This is a genomic window from Streptomyces griseofuscus (assembly GCF_014673495.1).
GTDB classification, from domain to species: Bacteria; Actinomycetota; Actinomycetes; order Streptomycetales; family Streptomycetaceae; genus Streptomyces; species Streptomyces murinus.
This window is the reverse complement of sequence record NZ_CP051006.1, coordinates 4,310,597-4,335,555: the sequence shown is the minus strand read 5'-3', so window position 1 is coordinate 4,335,555 and position 24,959 is coordinate 4,310,597. Positions and strand designations below refer to the sequence as shown.

General features: G+C 71.5%; 25 protein-coding genes and 2 tRNA genes. 18 read left to right on the top strand and 9 right to left on the bottom strand.

What is annotated here, in order from left to right; genetic code table 11:
* Window positions 1-2 precede the first annotated feature (2 nt).
* The 4 genes from gyrA (at window position 3) to HEP81_RS19250 (ending at window position 4,487) form a co-directional block, all read left to right on the top strand.
* The gene (gene gyrA / locus HEP81_RS19265) at window positions 3-2,597 is read left to right on the top strand and encodes a DNA gyrase subunit A (RefSeq protein WP_037650376.1); all 2,595 of its coding nucleotides are present in this window, start codon (window positions 3-5) and stop codon (window positions 2,595-2,597) included.
* A gap of 18 nt (window positions 2,598-2,615) precedes the next feature.
* Complete coding sequence (locus HEP81_RS19260) at window positions 2,616-3,341, top strand: DUF3566 domain-containing protein (RefSeq protein ID WP_037650374.1); 726 nt, start codon at window positions 2,616-2,618, stop codon at window positions 3,339-3,341.
* 88 nt (window positions 3,342-3,429) lie between these two features.
* Window positions 3,430-3,506, top strand: a tRNA-Ile gene (locus HEP81_RS19255).
* A 90-nt stretch (window positions 3,507-3,596) separates the two neighbouring features.
* Window positions 3,597-4,487: an acyl-CoA thioester hydrolase/BAAT C-terminal domain-containing protein gene (locus HEP81_RS19250; RefSeq protein WP_243279487.1), complete on the top strand. Its 891-nt coding sequence runs from the start codon at window positions 3,597-3,599 to the stop codon at window positions 4,485-4,487.
* A gap of 15 nt (window positions 4,488-4,502) precedes the next feature.
* Here HEP81_RS19250 and HEP81_RS19245 read toward each other — a convergent pair whose 3' ends face one another.
* The 3 genes from HEP81_RS19245 to HEP81_RS19235 form a co-directional block, all read right to left on the bottom strand.
* Complete coding sequence (locus HEP81_RS19245) at window positions 4,503-5,315, bottom strand: hypothetical protein (RefSeq protein WP_037650370.1); 813 nt, start codon at window positions 5,313-5,315, stop codon at window positions 4,503-4,505.
* Entirely contained in the window at window positions 5,312-5,851 is a 540-nt protein-coding gene (locus HEP81_RS19240; RefSeq protein ID WP_037650367.1) for a SigE family RNA polymerase sigma factor, read from the bottom strand. The genes HEP81_RS19245 and HEP81_RS19240 overlap by 4 nt, the downstream gene beginning before the upstream one ends.
* A 179-nt stretch (window positions 5,852-6,030) precedes the next feature.
* Entirely contained in the window at window positions 6,031-10,110 is a 4,080-nt protein-coding gene (locus tag HEP81_RS19235) for an nSTAND1 domain-containing NTPase (RefSeq protein WP_037650365.1), read from the bottom strand.
* Between the two features lie 548 nt (window positions 10,111-10,658).
* On the opposite strand from HEP81_RS19235, the gene HEP81_RS19230 reads away from it, so the two are divergent.
* Together HEP81_RS19230 and HEP81_RS19225 are read left to right on the top strand one after the other, a co-directional pair.
* Window positions 10,659-11,171, top strand: coding sequence for a hypothetical protein (locus HEP81_RS19230; RefSeq protein WP_037650362.1), 513 nt, complete (start codon window positions 10,659-10,661; stop codon window positions 11,169-11,171).
* 64 nt (window positions 11,172-11,235) lie between these two features.
* Window positions 11,236-11,424, top strand: coding sequence for a ferredoxin (locus HEP81_RS19225; protein ID WP_037650358.1), 189 nt, complete (start codon window positions 11,236-11,238; stop codon window positions 11,422-11,424).
* A gap of 25 nt (window positions 11,425-11,449) precedes the next feature.
* On the opposite strand, the gene HEP81_RS19220 is transcribed toward HEP81_RS19225, so the two are convergent.
* On the bottom strand, window positions 11,450-12,226 hold the full coding sequence (locus HEP81_RS19220; protein ID WP_051849834.1) for a glycosyltransferase family 2 protein: 777 nt from the start codon (window positions 12,224-12,226) through the stop codon (window positions 11,450-11,452).
* Between the two features lie 188 nt (window positions 12,227-12,414).
* A complete protein-coding gene (locus tag HEP81_RS19215) occupies window positions 12,415-12,810 on the bottom strand; it encodes a DUF6344 domain-containing protein (protein WP_037650356.1) in 396 nt (131 codons plus the stop codon).
* 349 nt (window positions 12,811-13,159) lie between these two features.
* On the opposite strand from HEP81_RS19215, the gene HEP81_RS41545 reads away from it, so the two are divergent.
* Window positions 13,160-13,288, top strand: a complete 129-nt coding sequence (locus HEP81_RS41545) for a DLW-39 family protein (RefSeq protein WP_003999697.1) — start codon at window positions 13,160-13,162, stop codon at window positions 13,286-13,288.
* 284 nt (window positions 13,289-13,572) lie between these two features.
* Entirely contained in the window at window positions 13,573-14,853 is a 1,281-nt protein-coding gene (locus tag HEP81_RS19205; RefSeq protein ID WP_051849811.1) for a hypothetical protein, read from the top strand.
* Here the strand turns inward: HEP81_RS19205 and HEP81_RS19200 are convergent.
* Both HEP81_RS19200 and HEP81_RS19195 read right to left on the bottom strand, forming a co-directional pair.
* The gene (locus tag HEP81_RS19200; protein ID WP_037650352.1) at window positions 14,817-16,157 is read right to left on the bottom strand and encodes a serine/threonine-protein kinase; all 1,341 of its coding nucleotides are present in this window, start codon (window positions 16,155-16,157) and stop codon (window positions 14,817-14,819) included. The genes HEP81_RS19205 and HEP81_RS19200 overlap by 37 nt on opposite strands.
* Before the next feature lie 66 nt (window positions 16,158-16,223).
* Window positions 16,224-16,772: a helix-turn-helix domain-containing protein gene (locus HEP81_RS19195; RefSeq protein WP_037650348.1), complete on the bottom strand. Its 549-nt coding sequence runs from the start codon at window positions 16,770-16,772 to the stop codon at window positions 16,224-16,226.
* A 181-nt stretch (window positions 16,773-16,953) separates the two neighbouring features.
* Between HEP81_RS19195 and HEP81_RS19190 the strand changes: the two genes are divergently transcribed.
* Both HEP81_RS19190 and HEP81_RS19185 read left to right on the top strand, forming a co-directional pair.
* Window positions 16,954-17,026, top strand: a tRNA-Ala gene (locus tag HEP81_RS19190).
* Window positions 17,027-17,209: 183 nt separating this feature from the next.
* Complete coding sequence (locus tag HEP81_RS19185; RefSeq protein ID WP_243279486.1) at window positions 17,210-17,638, top strand: DUF7144 family membrane protein; 429 nt, start codon at window positions 17,210-17,212, stop codon at window positions 17,636-17,638.
* Between the two features lie 78 nt (window positions 17,639-17,716).
* Here the strand turns inward: HEP81_RS19185 and HEP81_RS19180 are convergent, their stop codons facing one another.
* Window positions 17,717-18,364 carry a DUF5324 family protein gene (locus HEP81_RS19180; RefSeq protein ID WP_051849809.1) on the bottom strand — a complete coding sequence of 216 codons (648 nt, stop codon included), beginning with the start codon at window positions 18,362-18,364 and terminating at the stop codon, window positions 17,717-17,719.
* Between the two features lie 202 nt (window positions 18,365-18,566).
* Between HEP81_RS19180 and HEP81_RS19175 the strand changes: the two genes are divergently transcribed.
* Window positions 18,567-19,097, top strand: a complete 531-nt coding sequence (locus HEP81_RS19175; RefSeq protein ID WP_037650345.1) for a peptidylprolyl isomerase — start codon at window positions 18,567-18,569, stop codon at window positions 19,095-19,097.
* A gap of 95 nt (window positions 19,098-19,192) precedes the next feature.
* Window positions 19,193-20,113 (top strand): rhomboid family intramembrane serine protease, encoded by a 921-nt coding sequence (locus tag HEP81_RS19170; RefSeq protein ID WP_037650343.1) that lies wholly within the window; start codon window positions 19,193-19,195, stop codon window positions 20,111-20,113.
* Between the two features lie 235 nt (window positions 20,114-20,348).
* Here HEP81_RS19170 and crgA read toward each other — a convergent pair whose 3' ends face one another.
* On the bottom strand, window positions 20,349-20,603 hold the full coding sequence (gene crgA / locus HEP81_RS19165) for a cell division protein CrgA (protein ID WP_037650339.1): 255 nt from the start codon (window positions 20,601-20,603) through the stop codon (window positions 20,349-20,351).
* A gap of 152 nt (window positions 20,604-20,755) precedes the next feature.
* Here crgA and HEP81_RS19160 point away from each other — a divergent pair, with 152 nt between their 5' ends.
* The 6 genes from HEP81_RS19160 (at window position 20,756) to HEP81_RS19135 (ending at window position 24,953) form a co-directional block, all read left to right on the top strand.
* Window positions 20,756-21,544, top strand: a complete 789-nt coding sequence (locus HEP81_RS19160) for a DUF881 domain-containing protein (protein ID WP_037650335.1) — start codon at window positions 20,756-20,758, stop codon at window positions 21,542-21,544.
* A 20-nt stretch (window positions 21,545-21,564) separates the two neighbouring features.
* Window positions 21,565-22,263 carry a class E sortase gene (locus tag HEP81_RS19155; RefSeq protein ID WP_037650333.1) on the top strand — a complete coding sequence of 233 codons (699 nt, stop codon included), beginning with the start codon at window positions 21,565-21,567 and terminating at the stop codon, window positions 22,261-22,263.
* 61 nt (window positions 22,264-22,324) lie between these two features.
* A complete protein-coding gene (locus HEP81_RS19150; RefSeq protein WP_037650331.1) occupies window positions 22,325-22,486 on the top strand; it encodes a hypothetical protein in 162 nt (53 codons plus the stop codon).
* On the top strand, window positions 22,483-23,124 hold the full coding sequence (locus HEP81_RS19145; protein WP_037650328.1) for an aminodeoxychorismate/anthranilate synthase component II: 642 nt from the start codon (window positions 22,483-22,485) through the stop codon (window positions 23,122-23,124). The genes HEP81_RS19150 and HEP81_RS19145 overlap by 4 nt, the downstream gene beginning before the upstream one ends.
* Entirely contained in the window at window positions 23,121-24,185 is a 1,065-nt protein-coding gene (locus HEP81_RS19140) for a class E sortase (RefSeq protein WP_375139839.1), read from the top strand. Before HEP81_RS19145 ends, HEP81_RS19140 begins: the two co-directional genes overlap by 4 nt.
* Before the next feature lie 15 nt (window positions 24,186-24,200).
* The gene (locus HEP81_RS19135) at window positions 24,201-24,953 is read left to right on the top strand and encodes a class E sortase (RefSeq protein ID WP_037650324.1); all 753 of its coding nucleotides are present in this window, start codon (window positions 24,201-24,203) and stop codon (window positions 24,951-24,953) included.
* Window positions 24,954-24,959: the final 6 nt, after the last annotated feature.

Here is a 24,959-nt window from a genome sequence, read left to right as displayed (position 1 = left end):
CAATGGCCGACGAGAACACTCCAGTCACCCCCGAAGAGGGCGGCGAACTCGCCATGCGTGTCGAGCCCGTCGGGCTCGAGACCGAGATGCAGCGCTCGTACCTGGACTACGCGATGTCCGTCATCGTGTCCCGTGCGCTGCCCGACGTCCGGGACGGCCTCAAGCCCGTCCACCGGCGCGTGCTGTACGCGATGTACGACGGCGGCTACCGCCCCGAGCGCGGCTTCTACAAGTGCGCCCGTGTCGTCGGTGACGTCATGGGCAACTACCACCCGCACGGCGACTCCTCCATCTACGACGCCCTGGTGCGACTCGCCCAGCCGTGGTCGATGCGGATGCCGCTGGTGGACTCCAACGGCAACTTCGGCTCCCCGGGCAACGACCCGGCCGCGGCGATGCGCTACACCGAGTGCAAGCTGGCGCCGCTGTCGATGGAGATGGTCCGCGACATCGACGAGGAGACCGTCGACTTCACGGACAACTACGACGGCCGCTCCCAGGAGCCGACCGTCCTGCCGTCCCGCTTCCCGAACCTGCTGATCAACGGCTCGGCCGGCATCGCGGTCGGCATGGCGACCAACATCCCGCCGCACAACCTGCGCGAGGTCGCGGCCGGCGCCCAGTGGTACCTGGAGAACCCCGAGGCCTCGCACGAGGAACTGCTCGACGCGCTCATGGAGCGCATCAAGGGCCCCGACTTCCCGACCGGCGCCCTGGTGGTGGGCCGCAAGGGCATCGAGGAGGCGTACCGCACCGGGCGCGGCTCGATCACGATGCGCGCGGTGGTCGAGGTCGAGGAGATCCAGGGCCGGCAGTGCCTGGTGGTGACCGAGCTGCCGTACCAGGTGAACCCGGACAACCTGGCGCAGAAGATCGCCGACCTGGTGAAGGACGGCAAGATCGGCGGCATCGCGGACGTCCGCGACGAGACGTCCTCGCGCACCGGCCAGCGTCTGGTGATCGTCCTCAAGCGGGACGCCGTCGCCAAGGTCGTGCTGAACAACCTGTACAAGCACACCGACCTCCAGACGAACTTCGGCGCCAACATGCTGGCGCTGGTCGACGGCGTGCCGCGCACGCTGTCCCTGGACGCGTTCATCCGGCACTGGGTGACGCACCAGATCGAGGTCATCGTGCGCCGGACCCGCTTCCGGCTGCGCAAGGCCGAGGAGCGCGCGCACATCCTGCGCGGTCTGCTGAAGGCCCTGGACGCCATCGACGAGGTCATCGCGCTGATCCGGCGCAGCGACACCGTCGACATCGCGCGCACCGGCCTGATGGGCCTCCTGGAGATCGACGAGATCCAGGCCAACGCGATCCTGGAGATGCAGCTGCGGCGCCTGGCGGCCCTGGAGCGGCAGAAGATCGTCCAGGAGCACGACGAGCTCCAGGCGAAGATCAGCGAGTACAACCAGATCCTGGCCTCCCCGGTGCGCCAGCGCGGCATCGTCAGCGAGGAGCTGGCCGCGATCGTCGAGAAGTACGGCGACGACCGCAAGACCAAGCTGATCCCGTACGAGGGCGACATGTCCATCGAGGACCTGATCGCCGAGGAGGACATCGTCGTCACCGTCTCGCGCGGCGGTTACGTCAAGCGGACCAAGACGGACGACTACCGGGCGCAGAAGCGTGGCGGCAAGGGGGTGCGGGGCACGAAGCTGAAGGAGGACGACATCGTCGACCACTTCTTCGTCTCCACCACGCACCACTGGCTGCTGTTCTTCACCAACAAGGGCCGGGTGTACCGGGCCAAGGCGTACGAGCTGCCCGAGGCGGGCCGGGAGGCGCGCGGCCAGCACGTGGCGAACCTGCTCGCCTTCCAGCCGGACGAGGCGATCGCCGAGATCCTCGCCATCCGGGACTACGAGGCGGCGCCGTACCTGGTGCTGGCCACCAAGTCCGGCCTGGTCAAGAAGACGCCTCTGAAGGATTACGATTCGCCCCGCTCCGGCGGTGTGATCGCGATCAATCTGCGGGAGCGCGAGGACGGCGGCGACGACGAGCTGATCGGCGCCGAGCTGGTCTCGGCCGACGACGACCTGCTGCTGATCAGCAAGAAGGCGCAGTCGATCCGGTTCACCGCCACGGACGAGTCCCTTCGCCCGATGGGCCGCGCCACCTCCGGCGTCAAGGGGATGAGTTTCCGCGAGGGCGACGAGCTTCTCTCGATGAATGTGGTGCGACCCGGTACGTTCGTGTTCACTGCCACCGACGGCGGGTACGCGAAGCGGACCCTCGTCGACGAGTACCGCGTCCAGGGCCGCGGCGGCCTCGGCATCAAGGCCGCCAAGATCGTGGAGGACCGTGGTTCGCTCGTCGGGGCGCTGGTCGTGGAGGAGACCGACGAGATCCTCGCGATCACCTTGTCCGGTGGTGTGATTCGCACGCGAGTCAACGAGGTCAGGGAGACGGGCCGTGACACCATGGGCGTCCAACTGATCAACCTGGGCAAGCGCGATGCCGTGGTAGGTATCGCACGTAACGCCGAGGCGGGGCGCGAGGCGGAGGAGGTCGACGGTGAGGACGCCGACGACATCACCGCCGAGGAGGCCCAGGCCACCGGCACGGACGAGGGTGAGGCGCCCTCGGCCGAGTAGCACGAGGAGTGAGTCATCGTGAGCGGAGCCACGGGCGCCGGATCGGCCGGTACCTCCACGGGTACGGAGACGGACGGCGGCGGCCGTGGCTCCGCCGCGCATGCGGGGACGGCCACCGACCCGCATACGACCAACCTGAAGCCGGTGCGGCCGTCCGCGGCGGACACCTCCGGCACGTCTGCACCCCAGGGGGGAACTGTGACGGACACCCGAGGCCCGGCCGCGGCCGGCGAGGCGCAGTCGTCGTCTCCGCTCCCCGGGGAGCGCCGCCCCGAGGAGCCCGGCGGGCCGTACCACCCGCCGCAGGCCTACCCGGCGCAGCCGGCGGCCGGCGGGGTACGGCGCCCCCGTACCGGCGTGCGGACCGCGCCGCGCACCCGTAAGGCGCGGCTGCGGGTGGCCAAGGCCGACCCGTGGTCGGTGATGAAGGTCAGCTTCCTGCTCTCCATCGCGCTCGGCATCTGCACCATCGTCGCCTCGGCGGTTCTGTGGATGGTCATGGACGCGATGGGCGTGTTCTCCACGGTCGGCGGCACGATCTCGGAGGCGACCGGCTCGAACGAGGCGAACGGCTTCGACCTCCAGTCCTTCCTCTCGCTTCCGCACGTCCTGATGTTCACGACGATCATCGCGGTCATCGACGTCGTCCTGGCGACCGCGCTGGCCACGCTCGCCGCCTTCATCTACAACCTCTCCGCGGGCTTCGTGGGCGGCGTCGAACTGACCCTCGCCGAGGACGAGTGACGCCCGCCGGTAACCGATTTTGGGACTGACGTGGTCGTGCGCTAATCTTCAGGAGTCAGCGCGCGGGACACACACCGCAAAGCGCGGCGGGGCTATAGCTCAGTTGGTTAGAGCGCATCCCTGATAAGGATGAGGCCACAGGTTCAAATCCTGTTAGCCCCACCAGCGCGAAGACCCCCGACCGATTTCGGTCGGGGGTCTTCGGCATTTCGAGGGCGGTTCATCGGATCGGCGTGCAGGCCCAACTGCCCTTCCGTGAAAGGACCGACGGCGGCGGGGACACTCGGGGGTCTTGTGGAGATCGTGGAGCGGGAGCTGGCCGAGCCCTGGGAGGGGCTGTTGGCCTCCCCTGTGGGCGGCAGCGCGGTCGGGGTGCTGGTGCTGGCCGGGTCCAGTGGGCGGGTCATGCGGGAGCGGGCGCGGCTGCTCGCCCGGCAGGGGATCACCGCGCTCACGATCCGCTGGTTCGGTGGGCCCGGGCAGCCGCCGGGGATCTGTGAGGTCCCGCTGGAGACCTTCACCGCCGCCGTCGATCTGCTGCGCGGCACGGGGGCGCGCCGGATCGGTGTGCTCGGGGTGTCCAAGGGGGCCGAGGCGGCCCTGCTCACGGCCGTGCGCGACGACCGGGTGGACGTGGTGGCCGCCCTGTCGCCCAGCCCGCTGGTCTGGTGCAATGTCGGGCCCGGCCGGGACGGGGCCGACCGCCCGTACCGCTCGTGCTGGACATGGCGGGGCCGGCCGCTGCCCTTCGTGCCGATGGACGACTCCTGGACGCCCGCCGAGCCGGAGGGCGGGCCCGTCGCCATCCGGGGCTGGTACGAGCGCAGCGAGCGGACCTTCGCCGCTCTGCTCCCGGCGGCGGAGATCCCCGTCGAGGCGGCGCGGGCCGAGCTGATCCTGGTCGCGGGCGGCGACGACGCGATGTGGCCCTCGGAGCCCTACGCCGAGCGGCTCGCCGAGCGCCGGCGCGCGGCCGGGGCGCCGGTCCGCCTGATCACCCGCGCCGACGCCGGCCACCGGCCCCTCTTCCCCGGCGAACTCCCCCCGCCGCCGTCCCCGACCTTCCGGTACGGCGGCACACCGGAGGCCGACGGGCTGCTCGGCGCGGCCGCCTGGCCGCACCTCCTGGACGCGCTGCTGGGCTGAGCGGCCACGTGCCCGCTATTTGGTCACCTCCGCGGACTTGTAGGCGGTCCTGCCGGGGGCCGCGCAGAAGAACCAGTTGGCGGTGGGGAAGCCGCGGACGTATCCGATGGTGGCGTCCGTGGGGGGCGTCGGGGTGTCGGCGGGCGCGAGATCTGCCGTGGTCGTGCGGCCGTCCTTCCAGTGGCAGGTGACCTGGCGTGCCGTGGTGGCCACCATGCCGACCGCCAGGCTCTGGGCGCCGGAGCCGGGGGTGAGGGGCTTGGTGAAGACGTGGATCTCGGTGCCCTTCGGGTGGGGCAGCTCGGCGACGGTGTCGGAGGCCACCAGCCTGAAGGTGGGGGCGTCGGCGCCCTTCTGGTAGGCGCGCGAGATGAAGTAGCTCGTCCTGCCGATCAGGTCCGAGGGACTGCCGGAGGTCACCGGGGTGAAGCCCCAGTCCGCCATGGCCTTCATCTGCCGGACGGCCTCGCTACGGTCGCGGGGCGCCGGCCACACCTTGGCGTTCACGCTCCACGTCCCACCGTCGCGGGTGCCCGAACCCACCGTCGACATCACCGGCTCGTCCACCAGCTGCTCGCCGGCCCCCCTGTCCGCCGGCGAGGCCGCATCGTGGTCGGGCAGTACCGTCACCGCCCCCACCGTGCCCCCCGCCACCACCGCGGCCGCGACCGCCGTCACCGCCCACCGCCGGGCCCGGCGCCGCCGGCCGCCCCGTACGACCGCCGCGACGGGCGCCGGGCCGGTCTCGATCTCCTGCGCCGCGTCCGCGAGGAGGAGGGCGATCCTGTCCTGTGCCATGCCGTGCTCCATCCCGTCCGTGTCCCTCATGCCCGCCTCCCCTGCGGGACCGCGTCGGCCAGCGCCGGGACGAGGCGCAGCTTCGCTGTCCCCTTGGCCGTATTGCTCTTGACCGTGCCGACGGAGCAGCCCATCGCGTGTGCGGTCTGGGTCTCCGTCAGGTCCTCCCAGTAGCGCAGGACCACCGCCTGGCGCTGCCGCGCGGGCAGCTGGGCGAGCGCCCGGAGCAGCACCTCGCGGTCGACGGCCTGGGTGATCCGGTCGCCGCGGTCGGCCTCCTCGCGCACCAGGCCGGAATCGCCCTTCGGCGCCAGGAACTCCTTGAGCTTGCGCCGGTGCCGACGGGCGTGCAGGTTGATCATCACGCGCCGGACATAGGCGTCCGGGTCGTCCGCCGTACCGACTCTGTGCCAGGCCGTGTAGGCCCGCTCCAGCGTGGACTGGGCGAGATCCTCGGCGGAGTGCGGTTCCCCGGTGAGGAGAAAGGCCGTCCGCAGCAGCCGTGACCAGCGGGCGGTCATGAATCTGCCGAACTCTTCGTCCCGGTCCTGTTTGCCGTCCTCCATGGACACCTCCTGAACATCTAAGGGAGTCCATGGGCCGCGCGGGTCGTTGCCCCGGGCGGGCATGAAAAGACCCGATCGCTGGCGACGGGGGATGCACCAGCGATCGGGCTATGGCCAAGGGTAACAAGGTTGTCGGTCGGGTGGAGCCAAGTCGGAGGGAAAAAACGGAAGTTGGCCGATCAGTGGCCACACGGAGGGTCGTAGGACAGCCGCGGAAGGTACTCCTGCCACTTCGCGGGGGTCAGGACGCCCCGGGTGACCGAGCAGATGTGGTCGATGGCCGTGTCGGCGTCCAGGTCCCACAGGCGGACCGTGTCGGGGCCGCTGGAGACGCCGAGGACGCGGCTGCCGGGGCTGAAGGACAGGAACGTGCCGGTCTTGGCGTTGGGCGTCATGGACTGGCCGATCGGCCGGGCCGCGGTGGGGTGGGTGACGTTCCACAGCCGGACCGTGTTGTCGTCGCCGCCGCTGGCCAGCGTGTTGCCGTCCGCGTCGAAGGTCAGCGAGGTGACCGCCTCGGTGTGGCCGGTGAGCGGCGCGCCCAGCGGCCTGGCCGCGGTGGGGTCGGTGACGTTCCACAGCAGGACCGTGTCGTCGTCACTGCCACTGGCCAGTGCCTTGCCGTCGGGAGTGAAGGCCAGCGCGTTGACCGGGCCGGTGTGCCGGGTGAGCGGGGCGCCGAGCGGTTTCGCCGCGGGGCCGGTGACGTTCCACAGCCGGATGGTGCTGTCCGCGCTGCCGCTGGCCAGGGTGTGCCCGTCGGGGCTGAAGACGAGCGCGTTGATGTAGCCGTGGTGGCCGGCGAGCGGCGCGCCGAGCGGGGCCGGGCGGGCCGGGTCGGACACGTTCCACAGCCTTATGGTCCGGTCGTCGTTGGCCGTGGCCAGGGTGTGCCCGTCGGGGCTGAAGGCGAGGGCGTTGGGCCCCATGAAGCGGGTCCGCAGCGGCAGCGGCGGGCCGGGCAGGAAGGGGTGGGACGGGTCGGAGACGTTCCACAGGTACACCTTCTGCTCGCCGGTGAGGACGGCCAGGGTGCGGCCGTTCGGCGAGAAGGCGAGGGTGTCGGCGCCGTTGCCGCTCATGAACGGCGGGCCGAGCCGCACCGGCCGCCCCGGGTGCGCCACGTTCCACAGCCGCAGCCGTCCGTCGCGCGCGGTGGTGGCCAGCACCCGCCCGTTGGGGCTGAACGCCCCGGAGCGGCCGATCATGTCCGAGGTCGGGATCGACCACAGGCGCACCTTGGCGTCCCCGCTGCCGGTGGCGAGGGTGCGTCCGTCGGGGCTGAAGCCCAGCGCGTACATCTCGCCGCTGCTGCCCGCGAGCGGTTCGCCGATCTGCGAGGGGGAGTTCGGGTCGCTGACGTTCCACAGGCTGGCCGTGCTGTCCGCGCTCGCGGCGGCGAGGCGTCCGCCGTCGGGGCTGAACGCCACCGACCAGACGGGCCCGGTGTGCCCGGTCAGGGGGGCGCCGAGCGGTTTCGCCGCGGCGGGGTCGGCGATGTCCCACAGCCGTACGGTGTCGTCCGCGCTGCCGCTGGCCAGGGTGTGCCCGTCCGGGCTGAACGCGACCGAGTGCACGATGTCGGTGTGGCCGCGCAGCACACCCAGCGAGGCCGGCCGGCGCGGGTCGGTCACCTTCCACAGCCGGATCATGTGATCGTCGCCACCCGCCGCGAGGGTGTGCCCGTCGGGGCTGAAGGCGACGCTGCGCACGGCCGCGGTGTGCCCGCGCAGCACGGCGAGCGCGGTCGGGTGCGCGGGGTCGGAGACGTTCCACAGCCGTACCGTGCCGTCCTCGCCCGCGGAGGCGAGGGTGTGCCCGTCTGGGCTGAAGGCGACCAGGTAGATGGTGCCCGAGTGACCGGCCAGGGGGGCGCCGAGCGTGGTCGGACGGGCCGGGTCGGCGACGTTCCACAGCCGGATCGTGCCGTCGTCGCCCGCGCTGGCCAGCACCCGTCCGTCGGGACGGAACACCGCGCTGCTCACCCAGCTGGAGTGCCCGGTCAGGGGCCCGCCGAGAGGGCGGGGCCGGGTCGGGTCGGACACGTTCCACAGCCGTACGGTCCGGTCGTAGCTGGCGGTGGCCAGGGTGCGGCCGTCGGGGCTGAAGGAGGTCAGGTATACGGCTCCGGTGTGGCCGGACAGCGCGGTGGCCAGCGGCGCGTTCACGATGGAGATCAGCCTGCTGTACGTGCCCTTGTCATCGGGGCGCAGATGGTGGGCGACCAGGTCCAGCTGGGCGGCGAGCGAGGGGTCGGTGCGCTGCACCCGGTCCGCCTCGGCGAGCACCTGTTCGAACACGGCGTCGTCGCGCTGCTGCCAGGCGATCACCGCGGAGCCGCCCGCGACCAGCGCGAGCACCACCAGGGCGGCCACCGCCGCCCGGCTCAGCCACACCGTGCGCTTGCGCAGCCGTACCGAGGCGGCCAGGAACTCCACCGCGCTGCGGGTCAGATAGGTGTCCCCCGCCGAGCGCGCCCAGGCGCGGGCCTGTTCGAGCCGGGAGCCCCGGTACAGCAGCGAGCTGTCCCGCTCCGAGTCCTCCCAGGACCGGCCGTCCTCCTCCAGGCGCTGGCGCAGCAGATGGTCGTTGCGGTTGTCGTCGATCCAGTGCCGCAGCCGGGGCCAGGCGTGCAGCAGCGCCTCGTGGGTGATCTCCACGGTCTCCGCGTCCAGCGTCACCAGCCGGGCCCGGACCAGCGCCTCCAGGGACTCCTCGGTCTTGCCGGGGTCCGCCGACTCCTGGGCCAGCTGCCGCCGGGTGCCGCGCCGCCGGGTGGCCACGGTGTCCTCGCCGAGCCGCACCAGGCGCAGCAGGAGCAGCCGGGCGGCCGTACGGGCGGCGGGATCGAGCCCCGACCAGGCGCGTTCGGCGGTCGCGGCGACGGCGCCCTGGATGCCGCCCGCCGCGCGATAGCCGGCCAGCGTCAGCTTCCCGGCCTTGCGGCGCTGCCAGGTGGCCAGCAGGGCGTGCGAGAGCAGCGGGAGCACGCCCGCGTCGTGCGCCCCGCGCGGGCCGTCGGCGCTCACCTCGCGCACGATCAGCTCGGCGAGGCCCGGCTCCAGCTCCAGGCCGACCGCCTTGGCCGGGCCGGTCACCGCGTCGCGCAGCTCGCCGCTGGTCAGCGGGGAGAGCACCATGTGCCGGTGCTGGAGCGCGTCGGCCAGTTCCGGGTAACCGAGGCACTGCTCGTAGAAGTCGGCGCGTATGCCGAGCACGACCAGGACGGGGGCGGGTCCGGACGCGCCGAAGGGCGGGGTGCAGGAGGCGTGCAGCAGCTGGATGAAGGTACGGCGGTCCGCCTCGTCGGGGCAGAGGGTGAACGTCTCCTCGAACTGGTCCACGATGATCACCGGCCGGACCCCCGGCGGTGCCTCCCGGCGCGCCCACTCCGTGACCGCGGCCCGGGCGCTGCGCACGATCCGGGGCACCTCGGCACCCGCGGACGCGGTGCCCTCGGCGGCCTGCTGCCGGGCCGTTGCCGCCCGCTCGGCCGCGCGCGCCTCGGCGGCCACGGGGGCGAGTTCGGGGATACGGCGGACCAGTTCGGCGAGCGGATCGGCGCCGGGCACCAGCTGGACGACCGGGGTGCGCTGTCCGGGCTCGCCGTCCGGCTGCGGGCTGAGCCCCGCGTCGGCCAGGGCGCCGCCCGCGATCGCCGGGACCAGGCCGGCGTTCAGCAGCGAGGACTTGCCCGCGCCCGAGGCGCCGACGAGCATCACCAGTCCGCCGGTACGGCCCGCCGTGCGCAGCTGGGCGATGATCGCGTCGGTGCTGCGCTCCCGGCCGAAGAACCAGCGCGCGTCCTCCTGCCGGTACGGCGCGAGACCCCGGTAGGGGCACACGCCGCCGGTGATGGGCGGGGCCTGGGCGGGGGGCCGGCCGTTCTCCTCGGCGGGCGAGGCGGGCGGCGCGGCACGATCGCCGACCGGGTCGGCCAGCGCGCGCTCCCACTGGCGCTGCCAGTGGCCGAGGTCGTACAGGCCCGTGGAGACCGGGTGCGGGCGGGCGCGACGCGCCTCCGGGATCAGGATCTGGAGCACCGCCGCGAGGGCGGTGAACTGGGCCGGCACGTTCTTGGCCCGCCGCCAGTCGCTGATCCGCTGCGCGGACACGCGCACCGGGCGGCCGCGTTCGTCGACCCGCTGTAGCCGGCCGACCGCCTCGGCGACGCTTTTCAGGGGAGGGTTTCCGGCCTCCTTGTAGAGCAGCGCGAGGCGCTCGGCGAAAGCTGTGCGTGCCCCTGAGTCGGAACCCAAGGTCCCACCCCTCACTTCCCCCCGCCTGTGGACGTCCGGACCGGAAAACCCACCTTATACGGCTGACCTGCGGATAAGCCCCGCTCCGGAGACGGGGATCTCCTCCCCGGCGGCGACAAATGGCAGGATCGCAACCCCGGTAGCGGAACCGTCACACACCGTCCGGACAGGCCAACGGCCCGGCGCTCGGAGAGACACCTCATGGCGTTGCACATTTTCGGTCGACTTCCATCGGAAGCCGCGAGCGGTCGGCGATCCGACACCTGATCCGCCCCGTACCCGGCCGACCTGCCCCCACCCCCCACTTCCCCCCACGACCTTCCTCGCTCCTCGCCACTCCTCACCTCTTCATCGCCTTTCATGCTTCGATCCGCTCCATCACGCCGACGAGGCGCGGATCGACGTCCCGCACCGCCCGGCACCGGTCCCCACGAGGGGAGGGACCGGTGCCGGCGGCAGGGGGACTTTTCCGTCGCGACACACCTGGCCATCTGACGGACCGTCAGTTACGGTCGCGGGCACCGGCTCTTCCCGAAGGGGTGTGTGCCATGCCCGAGCCTTCCCCGTGCCCGCCTCCGTCCGGCGCCCCGCGCTGGGTCGCGATGGTCCACGAAGCCGCCCGGGACTCCTGGGTCCCGGCCGCGCAGTCCCCGTACCGGGCGCCCGTGCTGTACGCCGTCGGCGAGATGACCCGGACCGTGCGGGCCCGCGGCGCCGAGCTGACGCTCGCACTGTGGGGGCCCGGGGGCGGCGACTGGCGGCTGTACGGCACCCCGGAGGAGAAGGCCGCCGCCGAGCGGCCGGTCGTACGGGATGAACGGGGCGACTCGGCTGAGCCGGGTGAACCGTCTGGAACATCCGAACCGGACAAGCTGGCCGAGCGCATGACGAACCGTCGCCACCAGGTGCTCACCGCCGCCCTGGGCAGGGCGGGGCTGTACGACCTCGCTCCCGAGGACGGTGCGGCCGTGCGGACGCTGGCTGGCCGGCTGGACGAGCCCACGGTCCGCCGGGTCGCCCACTGGCTCGTGGCCGCGGCCGGTACGTCAGCGGCCGGTTGAGCGCCCGCCCGGCCGGGCAGTGACGTCCTGGAACTCGAAGTGCCCAGGGAGGGCTGGAGGACGTATGAAGGTCACCGTCGACCGCGCCGCGTGTTACGGCTCCGCGGAGTGCGCGTTCCGGGCCCCGGCCGTGTTCGCCTTCGAGGACGGCTACGGCGTGGTGCTGCCCGGCAAGGAGGACGCCGCCGAGGAACCGGGGGTCCGGGAGGCGGCCGAACGGTGCCCCTCGCAGGCGATCGTGCTCGGGGAGTAGGGGTGCGTCCGCAGGCGTACGGCGTTCACGGCGCCGGATAGGTCCAGCCGAGGTCGGCCAGTGCGCGTGCCCTGGCCTCCGCGACCGCCGCGCGGGCCGTGCGCTCCGCGGGGTCGGTGTGCGAGGACTGGCCGGTGACCTGGCCCTCCCACTTGCGGTAGAGCAGCCCGGCCTGGGCCGAGAACCAGCCGCGGCTCACCGCGTCCAGCGCCAGCAGCAGCCCCGTGTCCTCGGAGGCGGGCAGCGCCATCCAGCCGCCCAGCGCGGTCAGCAGCTCCCGGCGCACACACAGGGTCGCCGGATGGACCGGGGGCCGGAAGTCGTTCGCCTGCCAGTGCCGCAGCACGGCGCCGCGTTCCAGCGGGCCCTCGTCCGGGTCGCCGGGGAAACCGGCCGTGGAGCCGTCGGGCAGCAGGTCCAGGACCCGGCAGGTCGTCCAGCCGAGGTCGGGACGTGCCTGGAGCACGGCGAGATCGCGGGCGAGCGCGCCCGGGGTGAGCCGGTCGTCGGCGTCCAGGACCTTCACATACGCGCCCCGCGCGTGTGCCAGCGCGATCGTGCGGGCGACCCCCGGGCCACCGGGTCTGCCCTGGTGGAAGACGACGCGCGGATCCTCGGGGACGTAGGGGCGGACCTCGTCCGTCGTGCCGTCCTCCTGGATCACCCACTCCCAGCGCGCGCCGCCGGGCAGCTCCTGCTCGCACAGGGATGCCCAGGCATCCGGCAGGAACCGGGCCGAGGGGGCGTGCACGGCGGTGACGACGGTGACAACGGTGGTGTGCCGGGTCACGGCAGCACTCACCACCTCTCAAAGACCTCTCCGGGATGTCGTGGCCATCGTCTCAGGCCGCGCCCGGGGTGGTTCGGGCCCCTGGAGGAACGCGCGCGTGACCCCCGGCCGTGGCCGGGGGTCCTTCCGTGTCGACCGTGCGTACGCAAGTCGCCGAGTTGTCGAGACGTCGCGGTACCGAGGGGGAGAGGAGGGCCGGTTCAGCAGTCGAGCGATGCGGAGGGCTCTCTGGCCTCTGTCTCCCGCGTCCGTTCCGTCTCTTGCGCCTCGCGGGCCTTCTGTGTCTCGTGGCCGTCCGATGTCAGCTCGCTGTCGTCGAGGGCTCGGTGCCGGCAGCTGGGGGATTTCCCGTGGGCCTCGGCCCTGATCCGCTGTTTCATCGTGGGGGGCAGGGCCTTGGTGGAGGACCAGGACCAATGCCGTGGTGCCGGGATCGCCGGGACCGTGCGTTGCGCGGTCTCGGTGCGGGGGCTCTCGGTGCGCGGCGCGGCGGCCGCGGGGGCGGTGGCGGCGCTCACGAGTCCGAGCGTCGTGCACAGCGCGAGAAAGGCGGTGACGATGGCAGTCCACAGCTTCATGACCTTGTTCCGGTCCATGGCCCCTCACTTTCGGGTTGGGCGATTTGCGTACTTTCCTCATGATGTGTATGTGGATCGCGAAGTGGTGGACCGACGCCCGTGGCGCGGCGATGTTCTGATGAACACCACTCGGATGGCCGTAAGAAGGTCGGAAAACCCCTAAATCCCGGTCAGCATGCGCGAAGGGGGAGCAAAGTGACCGTCCGTGGAGGTGTGATCACCCTCCGACCGGAACGGCGTCCGACCTGGGCTATTGCGCTGGCAGGGACCGGAGTTGAGGCCGGACGTAGGTCACCGATCGATATCGGCCGGTGTGTATAGTCGGGCGCCAGAGGTCCCCTACGTCAAGGAAAGACGAGGTCGCGCGGTGAAGAAGCTGCTCCTGGTCGCACTGGCCGCCATCGGCGGGCTCCTCGTGTACCGCCAGATTCAGGCGGATCGCGCCGAGCAGGACCTGTGGACGGAGGCGACTGACTCCGTGCCCACGGGTTCGTGAGTCCGATTCCAGAATTTCAGCAGGCCCCGGTCGCATCAAGCGACCGGGGCCTTTGCTTTGGGTTGCGGGGCCCCGCGGGGTGGGGTACGCGTGGCCGCGGCGGGCGTCCGGGGGCGGGGTCTTTCGGACGGTCCCGCGCAATGCCCTGATGGCGCAGCGGCCGCCGGGGCAGGATGGGCCGCGAGGACGTGACGTCATAGGGGGTGCACGTGCGGCGGCGCAGGCGCGGGGCGTGGGAACACGGACGCGGGGCACGGATACGGGGCGGCGGGCGCCCGGCCGCCGTGCTCCTGGCACTGGGGCTGTGCGGTACGGGACTGCTCCCGGCCGCCGCCGCGCCGGCCGCCACCGGCCCCGGGGCCTACGCCTTCGCCCCCGGCGCCCAAACCATTGAGGGCACGGCCTCCGCCGCGGGTGCCCCCCGCCTGGACCCCGGTCGTGTCTATCGCGGCTCGCTGCCCGCGCACGGCCGGCTCACCTACCGCCTCGACCTCGCCGACGCCACGGCCACCGCCTACGTCCCGGTCACCGCCGTGCCGCCCGCGCACACCGATGTCACCTCCACCGACGGCATCCGGGTCACCGTCCGGGACGCGCACGGCACGGCCTGCTCCTTCGCCACCGCCCGCTTCGGCGCCGGACTCAGCCCGCGTCCGGTCACCGCCCTCGGCAAACGAGAGGCGGGCCGGGCACTGTGCCGGGGCGCGGGGACGTACTCCGTGCTGGTCGAACGTCTCGACACCGGGGGCACGTCCGCGCCCTGGGACCTGGAGCTGGCACCCGTCATGGAACCCCGGCTCACCTCCCCCGGCCCCACCGGTGCCCCCCAGACCTGGGACTCCGCCTCGCCCGAGCCGATCACCGGCGAGACCCGCGAGCGCGCCGGCGGGGCGGGGTTCACGGCGGCCCGGGCGCTGGGCCCTGGGGTCTGGCGGACCGCTCTCGTGCCCGGCCGGACCGTGTTCTACAAGGTGCCGCTCGACTGGGGCCGCCGGTTGCAGGCCACCGCCGAACTGGGCGGCGCGGCGGGGCACGGGTACATCGGCGGCGCCCTCGACCTCTCCCTCTACGACCCCGTCCGGGGCCTCGCCGACGATGTCTCCCTCGGCTACACCGGTGTCCGCAAGCAGGTCGCCCTCGCACCGCTGCCGCCCGTCGAGTACGCCAACCGCTACGCCGCCCCAGCCGCCGTCAGCGCCCTGCGCTTCGCCGGGGACTACTACCTGGTGCTGCACCTCAGCGACCGGCTGACCGAGACGTTCGGGCCGGGGCCGTACGAGGTGACCCTGCGGGTCCGGGTGGACGGCCGGGCGCACGCCGGGCCGGGGTACGCCGGGCGCCCGGAGCCGGACGGCGTCTTCACGCCGACGGCCCAGGACGAGGCGGCGCCGCCGATCGGGGGCGGCGGCGCCGGGGGCGCCGGAGGCACCGGCTCACCGGCGATGAAGGCCGTCGCGGCCGGCGGGATCGGGCTGGGGACCGCGCTGCTGCTGGTGCTCGGCGGCTGGACGCTGGCGGTCCGGCGGGCTCAGACGCGGGTCAGCGCCCAGAAACCCACGGCGTAGCAGGCCAGCGCCAGCAGCAGGATCGGCACGACGGCCTTGGCCGGGGGGCCGGGACGGCGCCGGGCACGGCGGCCGTGCGTGGCCGGGGTGCGGGGGGTGACGGGCGGGGAAACCGGGGGGACGTGCGGGGTTTGGGGCGCCGGGGTCGTGTAAGCGGCGGTGATGCTGTCGCCGGGATGCGGGGGCGCGGGGTGCGCCTGGTGCCCGGGGTGCGCGGGCGATGGGGTCCAGGAGCCGTAGGACGGCGTGGGAGTGGGGGGCTCGGAGGGGGGAGGCGGTACGGCCGGTGGGGGCGGTGTGGGGCCGGCGGCCGGGGGCGGGAGCCGGAAGCTTCCGGTGTCCGACAGGGAGCCGGTGCCCGTGTCCGACGAGGAGCCGGTGCCGGCGTCCGGCTGCGGGGCGGCGAGGGACCTCGGTGAGCGCTTCAGCGGACCGCTCGGCCCGAAACCCGGGGGCAGGGGTGGTAGTTGGTCGAAGATCTCGATCGGCTCGTCGTCCAGGGTCGGCTCCGGCAGGAGTTCGATGACCGGAGCGAGCGACTTGCGGGCCCCCGTGGCGGAGCGGTACCGCGCCCCCGGATCGGGCTGGAGCAGGGTGGCGACGACCTCCCACAGCGGCCCGGGAATGCCCTTGGGCGCGCCCGGGGTGCCGTGCTCGGTGAAGTACCGCACGAGTTCCTTGGCGTCGGGTTTGGCGCCCTTGAGCAGATATACGGCGACGAGTCCCACCGCGAACAGATCGGCGGTGAAGTCCGGGTCGGCGCCCGCCAGTTGTTCCGGGGCGAGATAACCGGGCGTGCCCACCACGAGGTTGGTCTCGGTCAGACGCGGTTCACCGAAGCGCATGGCGATGCCGAAGTCCCCGAGCCGCAGCCGGGGCCTGCCCGTACCGGTCGCCTCCAGAAGGATGTTGGCGGGCTTGATGTCCCGGTGCACGACCCCCTCCGCGTGCACCGCGGCCAGCCCGGACAGCAACTGGTCGAGCAGGACGCAGACGAACGCCGCAGGCAGGGGGCCGTAGTCGTTGACCAGGCGGACGAGGGAGCCGCCCGCGACCAGGTCCATGGTGAACAGCACCTGGTCGTCGTCGGCGGCCCAGCTGGCCGGGGCGAGCACATGGGGATGGTCGATGCGCAGGGCCTGTTCGCGCACGAAGCGCAGGAGGGAGTGGGCGTCGCGCTGCTGGAGCACCTTGGCGGCCACATAGCGCCCCCGCCGGTGGTCCCAGACGCGCCAGACGTCGCCCGCGCCGCCGCGCCCGATCGGGTCGGCCAGTTCGTACCGGCCGTTGAACATCTCACCCATGACTGCCGCAGCTCCTCCCCCTCGGGCCCCCGCCCCTCCCGGCTTCCCCCTGCGCCGGGCGGGCGCTCAGTTCTGGTGGGACTGGTAGTGCGCGACCGCGTCGGAGGTGCGGCCGGCACCGTAGACCCGCAGGAACTCGGCGAGTTCGGGCTGGGTCGGGGCGAGCGCGTCCGCCGCGTCGATGATGTCGCTCGCGGCGGCCACCGAGCGCAGCAGCGACTGGATCTCGCGGACGACCCGCTTGACGGTGGGCGCGCCCGAACCGTTCGTCGTGTGCGTGGTGTTGCTCAGCACCGAGCCCCCCTGGGACTTCTTGATCTCGTCCATCCGCTCGGTCGCCTCGGCCGCGCTGACACTGCCGTCCGCCACCTGTGCCGCCAGATCCTGGAGCAGCTGCACTCGCTGGACCACCGCGGGATTGCCGATCTTGGCGCGCTGGCCGCTCATCAGCTGCGAGAGCATCGGAGCGGACAGCCCCAGAACCGCCGCGAGACGGGCCTGGTTGAGCCCGAGATCGTCGATCAGCTTACGGAAGAGCGCCCCCAGCGGCTCCCCGTACCAGTTCCGCTGAAGCTCTCTCGCTCTTGCGGTGGCTTCCTGCTGTGCGGCGTCCATTGCGTCTCCCCATCGCTTCCCCTGAAAACCGCGGTTCGCTGTAGCGAACCACGGTTGAGCATCTTACGGAGCGTGGTCATCTGCGGGGACCCCCAATCTTTTTGCGGGATACGGGGGGTGACCCGGTACTCTGGTCCCCGGCACCGGCCGGGAAACCCCCTCCGGACGCCGTCCCTTTCCCGGGGCCTTAGCTCAGTTGGTAGAGCGCCGTCTTTGCATGGCGGATGTCAGGGGTTCGACTCCCCTAGGCTCCACAGTCAAAAGAGCCCCTCTGATCTGCGCAGACGCAGGTCAGAGGGGCTCTTTGTGCTGCCCGGCGGTCGATGGGGCGGGCTGCGGTCGCAGGTCCGGGGGATTGCGGTGATCCTGTCAGGAAGAGCGTGGCTGGCTTCGCACGGCCGCTGTCGTCGGTCGTGCCGCACAGGAAGGCGACGCCCATGACAGTGGCATCCGACAAGACGCGGCACGGGCCCAGGGAACCCGGTGGTGGTCATACGGTCGACAGCGCTTCCCTGGCCGCCGGGATCATGCTGATGCTCAGCGGGCCGCTCAGCATCCTCATGGGTGCGGCGGGCATCGCGAACGACGGGCTGTTCGTCACGTCCACGGGGTACGCCTACAGCTTCGGTCTGACGTCCTGGGGCATCATCCACCTCGTCATCGGCATCGTGCTCGTCGTCGCGGGCTTCGGTCTGCTCGCGGGCATGAGCTGGGGCCGCGGGCTCGGTGTGGTGGCGGCGGGCATCAGCCTGATCACCCAGTTCATGTTCGTGCCGTACTACCCGGCGTGGGCGATCCCCGTCATGGCCCTGGATCTGCTGATCCTGTTCGCCCTGACCAGGTCGCACATCGAGCGCGCCCGGTAAGACCCAGGGTGAGTCCAAGTACGTTTCACTGTGAAACGGGCTCCTTCCATCGGAAGGAGCCCGTTCTTGGGTGAATGCTCAGGGCTGCTCCTCGCCGCCGCTGCCGTCCACCGAGCCGAGACCGCCCGACTCGGGGACTTCCGTCGCGGCCGGCGGCTCGACCAGCCACTCGGGGTTGGCCTGGCGCTCCCACCACTTCCATGCCGCGAAGGCGCCGCCCGCCACCAGGGCAGCCAGCGCCACCATCTTCGCGGCGCGTCCGGCCCGGCACCTGCGCGCGTTGCGCCGGGCGAGCTTCTGGATGTCCCGCGCGGAGACCTGGCCGCGCAGCGCGACCAGCGCGGCGGCGCCCCGGGCCGCGGCCTCGTCCGCCACCGGTCCGGCGGCGGCCACCGCCTGCTCGATCCGGGGGCGCGAGTACTCGGCCGCCTGCCGGGCGGCCTTGCGGGTGCGGCAGGCCGCCTCCTGCGCGGCGTGGTCGACCTTCGGCGGGACATAGGTGCGCCGGGCCTGTTCCAGACGCGGGGCGAGCTGGGCGTTGTACTGCGTGCGGGCCTGCTCTGCGGCCCCTGACACCACGGGCGCGAGCCGTACGCGTGCCTCCTGTGCGTAGAACGCGGCACGCTCCTTGGCCGTGTCGGCGTAGGGCGCCACCACTTCCGCGGCGTGCAGCACGCTGTCCTTCGCCGAGCCGGTCGCGGCGCGCACGCTGTCAATGCGGGTCACGGGTTTCCTCCTCCTCGGTGGCGTACGGAATTCGACTTTCCACCCTTTTACGGATCATGCCTGCCAACGGTCCTTGCGGCATGCGCGGACGGGCATATGGGTGCCGCGCGCTCCTTCGGTTGGCCGACTGGCACCCCGAGCGCCCACACATGCGAGGATCAGAGGTCGCAGGAAGACGACAGAAGACGACGGAAGGCAGATCGTGGCCGAGCAGCTTTACGCCACCCTGAAGACCAACCACGGCGACATCGAGGTCCGGCTGTTCCCGAACCACGCGCCGCAGACGGTCAAGAACTTTGTCGAGCTGGCCAAGGGCGAGCGCGAGTGGACCCACCCGGCGACCGGCAAGAAGAGCAACGACCCGCTGTACGACGGCACGGTCTTCCACCGTGTCATCAGCGGCTTCATGATCCAGGGCGGTGACCCGCTGGGCACCGGCATCGGCGGTCCGGGCTACAAGTTCGGGGACGAGTTCCACCCCGACCTGTCCTTCAACAAGCCCTACCTGCTGGCCATGGCCAACGCCGGCCCGGGCACCAACGGCTCGCAGTTCTTCATCACCGTCGCGCCGACCACCTGGCTGACCGGCAAGCACACCATCTTCGGCGAGGTCACCAACCCCGCCGGCCAGAAGGTCGTGGACGAGATCGCGGCCGTGAAGACCGGTCGTAACGACCGTCCGGCCCAGGACGTCGTGATCGAGTCGGTCGTCATCGAGAGCCGCGAGGGCTGACGGAACGCCCCACCGGGAACCAAACGCCCCGCTCGTCCGTAAGGATGGGCGGGGCGGGGTATGTGCCGGGGGAGTGCCAGAGGAGCGAGGGGATCATGGACCACGTCGCAAGCAGCGCGCCGGGCGCCCGGAGCGTGCCCGTGTGCTACCGGCACCCGGACCGTGAGACCGGGGTGCGCTGCACCCGCTGTGAGCGCCCCATCTGCCCCGAGTGCATGGTCAGCGCCTCCGTCGGTTTCCAGTGCCCCGAGTGCGTCCACGGCGGCGGTCCCGCCCACCAGCACACACCGGGCGGCGGTGGCGCCGGACGAACCATGGCCGCGGCCCGCCCGCGCACCGTGGCCGGCGGCCCCATCACGGCGGACCCCCGGCTGCTCACCAAGGTGCTCATCGGGATCAACATCGCCCTGTTCCTGGTGCAGCTGGCCGTCGGCGAGAGTTTCACCCAGCGCTTCGAGGTGATCGGGCAGGCGTACACGCCCCTGATCCCGGGGGTGCAGGGCATCGCCCAGGGGCAGTACTACCGCCTGCTGACCGCGATGTTCCTGCATGCCGGGTTCACGCATCTGCTGTTCAACATGCTCAGCCTGTGGTGGATCGGCGGTCCCCTGGAGGCGGCGCTCGGCCGCGCCCGCTATCTCGCCCTGTACGCCGTCTCGGGCCTCGCGGGCAGCGCGCTCACCTATCTGCTCGCCGCCCCGAACGCGCCCTCGCTCGGCGCCTCCGGAGCGATCTTCGGCCTCTTCGGCGCCACCGGTGTGCTGATGCGGCGGCTCAACTACGACATGCGGCCGCTGTTCGCCCTGCTGGTGATCAACCTGATCATCACCTTCACCCCGGGCTTCAACATCGCCTGGCAGGCGCACGTCGGCGGCCTGGTGGCAGGTGTCGTCACCGGCTACGCGATGGTGCACGCCCCGCGCCGCAACCGGGCGCTCATCCAGTACGGCACCTGTGCCCTGGTGCTCGTGGCGGTGGCCGTTCTCACCCTGGTCAGGACGGGCCAGCTCACCTGATACCGAACCGTTGTCCACAGCGGGTGTCGGATCTTGTGCACACCGTAGGGTCTCAGGTGCGCCTGTTACTGCTCGGATGCGTTTTCGCAGGTCGCCATGGGTGCGAACGGGTGTGTGACAACCGGTACGGCAGTCGTACCGGCGTCAACGCTCGATGAGTTATCCACAGATCGTAGTCTTTTCCCCAGGGTGCTGTGGAAATCCTCGGGCCTGTGGATAACTCAGCGGAGCCGGGCTACTTCCACTGCGTGGAGACACCAAAACCGGCGGCGATGAAGCCGAAGCCGACCACGATGTTCCAGTTGTCCAGCGCGTCGATGGGCAGCGAGCCGTCGGTCACATAGAAGACGACGATCCAGGCCAGACCGATGACGAACATGGCCAGCATGACAGGGGCGACCCAGCCGTGGTTGTTCAGCTTGATCGCCGCGGCCTGCTTCGCCGGCGGCGGCGTGAAGTCGGCCTTCTTGCGGATACGTGACTTCGGCACGAGGGTCTCTCCTGTCGATGCGCTGCGTGGCCGCGCAGTTAACTGGTCGGGCTCGGGCAGCGTACAAGTGGCCAACATGACGACTTCTGTGTGCTCCCCCGGGCGTCCGTTAGCGTAGTGCTTCCGTGGCGCCGAAGGAGAGCAAGGGTACGTTGAGCAATTCTGCCGACTCCCCCGGTACGGGAGCAATGGGTTCCGGCCCTCGTCGCGGGCCGCGGGTGCGCCCGGTGCGGATGCTCACCGCGGCCGTCTTCGCGCTCGCGGGCCTGATCTTCTTCACCAGCTTCGACACGGCCAAGGGCACCGACATCCGCCAGGACGGCTCCCTGCTGAAGCTGTCCGACCTGATCCAGCAGCGCAGCCGCAAGAACAAGGGCCTGGACGAGTCCAACGCCTCCCTGCGCGACGGCGTGGAGTCCCTGGCGAAGAGCGACGGCGGCAGCAGCAAGGCGCAGGACCGGCGGCTGACCGGCCTGGAGAAGAGCGCGGGCACCCAGAAGCTCACCGGCAAGGCCGTCACCGTCACCCTGAACGACGCCCCGCCCAACGCCACCGCCAAGCTCCCCGGCTATCCCCCGCCGCAGCCCGACTACCTGGTCATCCACCAGCAGGACCTCCAGGCCGTGGTGAACGCCCTGTGGCAGGGCGGCGCCAAGGGCATCAAGGTCATGGACCAGCGGCTGATCTCCACCAGCGCGGTCCGCTGCGTCGGCAACACGCTGATCCTCCAGGGCCGCGTCTACTCACCGCCGTACAAGATCACGGCGATCGGGGACCCCGGGCGGCTCCAGCAGTCGCTCGCGGACAGCAAGGCGATCCAGACCTACATGGTGTACGTCAACGTCTACGGCCTCGGCTGGAAAGTCACCGACGACGGCACGGTGACTCTTCCGGGTTACTCCGGCACAGTGGACCTGCACTACGCGAAGCCCGTGCAGTAGCCGCCCGCCCAGGAGCCGCCGTGCGCCTGATCGTGAGGACCCTCAGCGAGCTGTGCGTCACCGTGGGCACCCTGATCGTGCTCTTCGTCGCCTACGTCCTCTTCTGGACCGGCGTACGGGCCGACGGCGCCATGAACGACCAGATCGACCAGCTGCACAAGCAGTGGTCCACGGGCAGCGTGCCGGCCGCGACGACCACCACGGCCCCGGCGGACCCCGCCGCCGCGCACCCGCCCCCGGCGCCGTACCACTACGGCAAGCCCTTCGCGATCATGTACATCCCCCGGCTCGGTTTCACGTGGAACAAGCCCGTCCTCGAAGGCACCGGCCGGGATGTGCTCGCGAAGGGACTCGCGCACTACGGCGGCACCGCCGGGCTCGGCCAGGTGGGCAATTTCGCGGTGGCCGGGCACCGGCGCACCTACGGCGATCCGCTCAAGGACTTCCCCAGGCTGCGGCCCGGTGACGCGGTGGTGCTCACCGACGGAACCACCTGGTTCACGTATCGGATCGACAAAGGGCCCTACAAAACCGTCCCGACCGACATCGGAGTCATCGACCCTGTGCCACGGAAGTCCGGTTACTCGCGTCCGGGCCGCTATCTGACGCTGACCACGTGCGATCCCGAATGGGGCCACAGTCACCGGCTGATCGTCTGGGCGCATCTGGACTCCACCCAGCCTGTGGAGTCAGGCGAACCGGACGCGCTGCGCCGCTAGTCTGGTGACGTACGGCGTGTGTCTGGTGCCGTAGGGACACGGAAGGGACGGCAAGGACGGCATGTACGGCTGGTTCTGGCGGCATCTGCCGGGAAACGTATGGGTGAAGTTGCTGGTCTCCGTCGTGCTGGCCCTGGCGGTGGTCTACGTCCTGTTCCAGTACGTCTTCCCGTGGGCCGAGCCACTGCTGCCCTTCAACGATGTGACGGTGGACAACCAGTGAGTGCGCGCATTCTCGTCGTGGACAACTACGACAGCTTCGTCTTCAACCTCGTCCAGTACCTGTATCAGCTGGGTGCCGAGTGCGAGGTGCTGCGCAATGACGAGGTGTCGACCGCGCACGTGCGCGGGGGAGGCTTCGACGGCGTCCTGCTCTCGCCCGGCCCCGGCACCCCCGAGCAGGCCGGCGTCTGCGTGGAGATGGTCCGCCACTGCGCGGCCACCGGGGTGCCGGTCTTCGGCGTGTGCCTGGGCATGCAGTCGATGCAGGTGGCGTACGGCGGCGTGGTCGACCGGGCGCCCGAGCTGCTGCACGGCAAGACCTCCCCGGTCGAGCACGATGGCAAGGGCGTCTTCGCCGGGCTGCCCTCCCCCTTCATCGCCACCCGCTATCACTCCCTGGCCGCCGAGCCGGCGACGGTCCCGGCCGAGCTGGAGATCACGGCCCGTACGCACGACGGCATCATCATGGGCCTGCGCCACCGTGAACTGCCCGTCGAAGGCGTGCAGTTCCACCCGGAGTCGGTGCTGACCGAGCACGGCCACCGGATGCTGGCCAACTGGCTGGCGGAGTGCGGCGACCAGGGTGCCGTGGCGAGGTCGGCGGGGCTCGCCCCGGTGGTGGGCAGGGCCACGGCGTGACCGCCCTGCGCCCCGAGCGCGAGGACTTGTACGGCGGCGGGGAACCGTACGAGTCCCACGGCGGTGCGCCCTACGAAGCTCCCTTCGACGCGGAGACGATGGCCCTGCGGGTCGCCGATCCCGCGTCGGCGGGGCCCACAGGGGCCTCTGGGGCCCCAGCGGCCCCCTCTGATCCTGGACCTGCTCCCGGTGGACGTGCGGCCCGCAGAAAGGCGGCCAAGCGGCGCGGCGGGCGCCGTGGCGGCCAGGGGGCCCCGGTGGTCTCGGCCGCGGCCCCCGGTGTGTCCGCCGGCGCGCCCGCGGCGAAGCCCTCCCCCACCTGGGCGGAGGACGATCCGGACCGTCCGCTGACCCGGGTGGAGGCCCGGCGGCGGGCGCGGCTGGCCAAGCCGGGACCCGGGGTGATCGCGAGCCGGGCGATCGGCGAGGTGTTCATCACCACCGGTGTGCTGATGCTGCTGTTCGTCACCTACCAGCTGTGGTGGACCAACGTCCGCGCGCACGCCCAGGCCGGCAGCGAGGCCCACCAGCTCCAGGACGCCTGGGCGAACGGCAAGCGCAACCCGGGGGTCTTCGCGCCCGGACAGGGCTTCGCCATCCTGCACATCCCCAAGCTGGACGTGGTGGCGCCGATCGCGGAGGGCGTCAGCACCACCAGGGTCCTCGACAAGGGCATGGTCGGGCACTACGGCGAGGCGCCGCTGAAGACCGCGATGCCGGACGCCAAGACCGGTAACTTCGGGCTCGCGGCGCACCGCAACACCCACGGCGAGCCGTTCCGTTACATCAACAAGCTCACCCCCGGCGACCCCGTGGTGGTCGAGACCCAGGACACGTACTACGTCTACAAGGTGACGTCGACACTCCCGGTCACCTCGCCGTCCAACACCAGCGTGCTGGACCCGGTCCCGAGGGGCTCGGGCTTCACCGGGCCCGGCCGCTACATCACCCTGACCACCTGTACACCGGAGTTCACCAGCAAGTACCGGCTGATCGTCTGGGGCAAGATGGTCGAGGTACGCCCCCGCAGCAAGGGCAAGCCGGACGCGCTCATCGAGTAAGGGCTAGGAACCACTGTGGCAGCGACCGCCGACGAGACCGAAGAACACACGGACGCGCCCGAGCCGGAGTCCGCCGAGCGGCGCCGGCGTCCGGGCAGGATCGCCGGGGCCGTCAGCGTCTTCGGGGAACTGCTCATCACCGTGGGCCTGTTGCTCGGTCTCTTCGTCGTCTACTCGCTCTGGTGGACGAACGTGCTGGCGGACCGCAAGGCCGACAAGCAGGCCGAGAAGGTGCGCGAGCACTGGGCGCAGGGCACGGACCAGGGGCCCGGCGCGCTGGACACCAAGGACGGCATCGGCTTCCTGCGCGTGCCCGCGATGAAGAACGGCTCGGTCCTGGTCGAGAAGGGCACCAGCACCGACGTCCTCAACAACGGTGTCGCCGGCTACTACACCGACCCGGTCAAGGCGATGCTCCCGATGACCGGCGAGAAGGGGAACTTCACCCTGGCCGCCCACCGCGACGGCCACGGCGCGAAGTTCCACAACATCGACAAGCTCCACAAGGGCGACCCGATCGTCTTCGAGACCCGGGACGACTGGTACGTCTACAAGGTCTCCTCGATCCTCCCGGAGACCTCGAAGTACGACGTCGGTGTCGTCGACGCGGTCCCCAAGGAGTCGGGCTGGAAGAAGCCCGGCCACTACATCACGCTGACCACCTGCACCCCCGTCTACACCTCCCGCTACCGCTACATCGTGTGGGGCGAACTGGTCCGGGTGCAGAAGGTCGACAGCAAGCGGACGCCCCCGCCGGAACTGCGCTGAGGTTCC

What these genes read in the sequence shown, in the direction of transcription:
- gyrA (WP_037650376.1), top strand. Translation starts at nt 3, where the DNA reads ATGGCCGACGAGAACACTCCAGTCACCCCCGAAGAGGGCGGCGAACTC.
- HEP81_RS19245 (WP_037650370.1), bottom strand. Translation starts at nt 5,315, where the DNA reads ATGAGGGACACGGACGGGATGGAGCACGGCATGGCACAGGACAGGATC.
- HEP81_RS19240 (WP_037650367.1), bottom strand. Translation starts at nt 5,851, where the DNA reads ATGGAGGACGGCAAACAGGACCGGGACGAAGAGTTCGGCAGATTCATG.
- HEP81_RS19230 (WP_037650362.1), top strand. Translation starts at nt 10,659, where the DNA reads ATGCCCGAGCCTTCCCCGTGCCCGCCTCCGTCCGGCGCCCCGCGCTGG.
- HEP81_RS19225 (WP_037650358.1), top strand. Translation starts at nt 11,236, where the DNA reads ATGAAGGTCACCGTCGACCGCGCCGCGTGTTACGGCTCCGCGGAGTGC.
- HEP81_RS19215 (WP_037650356.1), bottom strand. Translation starts at nt 12,810, where the DNA reads ATGGACCGGAACAAGGTCATGAAGCTGTGGACTGCCATCGTCACCGCC.
- HEP81_RS19200 (WP_037650352.1), bottom strand. Translation starts at nt 16,157, where the DNA reads ATGGGTGAGATGTTCAACGGCCGGTACGAACTGGCCGACCCGATCGGG.
- HEP81_RS19195 (WP_037650348.1), bottom strand. Translation starts at nt 16,772, where the DNA reads ATGGACGCCGCACAGCAGGAAGCCACCGCAAGAGCGAGAGAGCTTCAG.
- HEP81_RS19185 (WP_243279486.1), top strand. Translation starts at nt 17,210, where the DNA reads ATGACAGTGGCATCCGACAAGACGCGGCACGGGCCCAGGGAACCCGGT.
- HEP81_RS19170 (WP_037650343.1), top strand. Translation starts at nt 19,193, where the DNA reads ATGGACCACGTCGCAAGCAGCGCGCCGGGCGCCCGGAGCGTGCCCGTG.
- HEP81_RS19150 (WP_037650331.1), top strand. Translation starts at nt 22,325, where the DNA reads ATGTACGGCTGGTTCTGGCGGCATCTGCCGGGAAACGTATGGGTGAAG.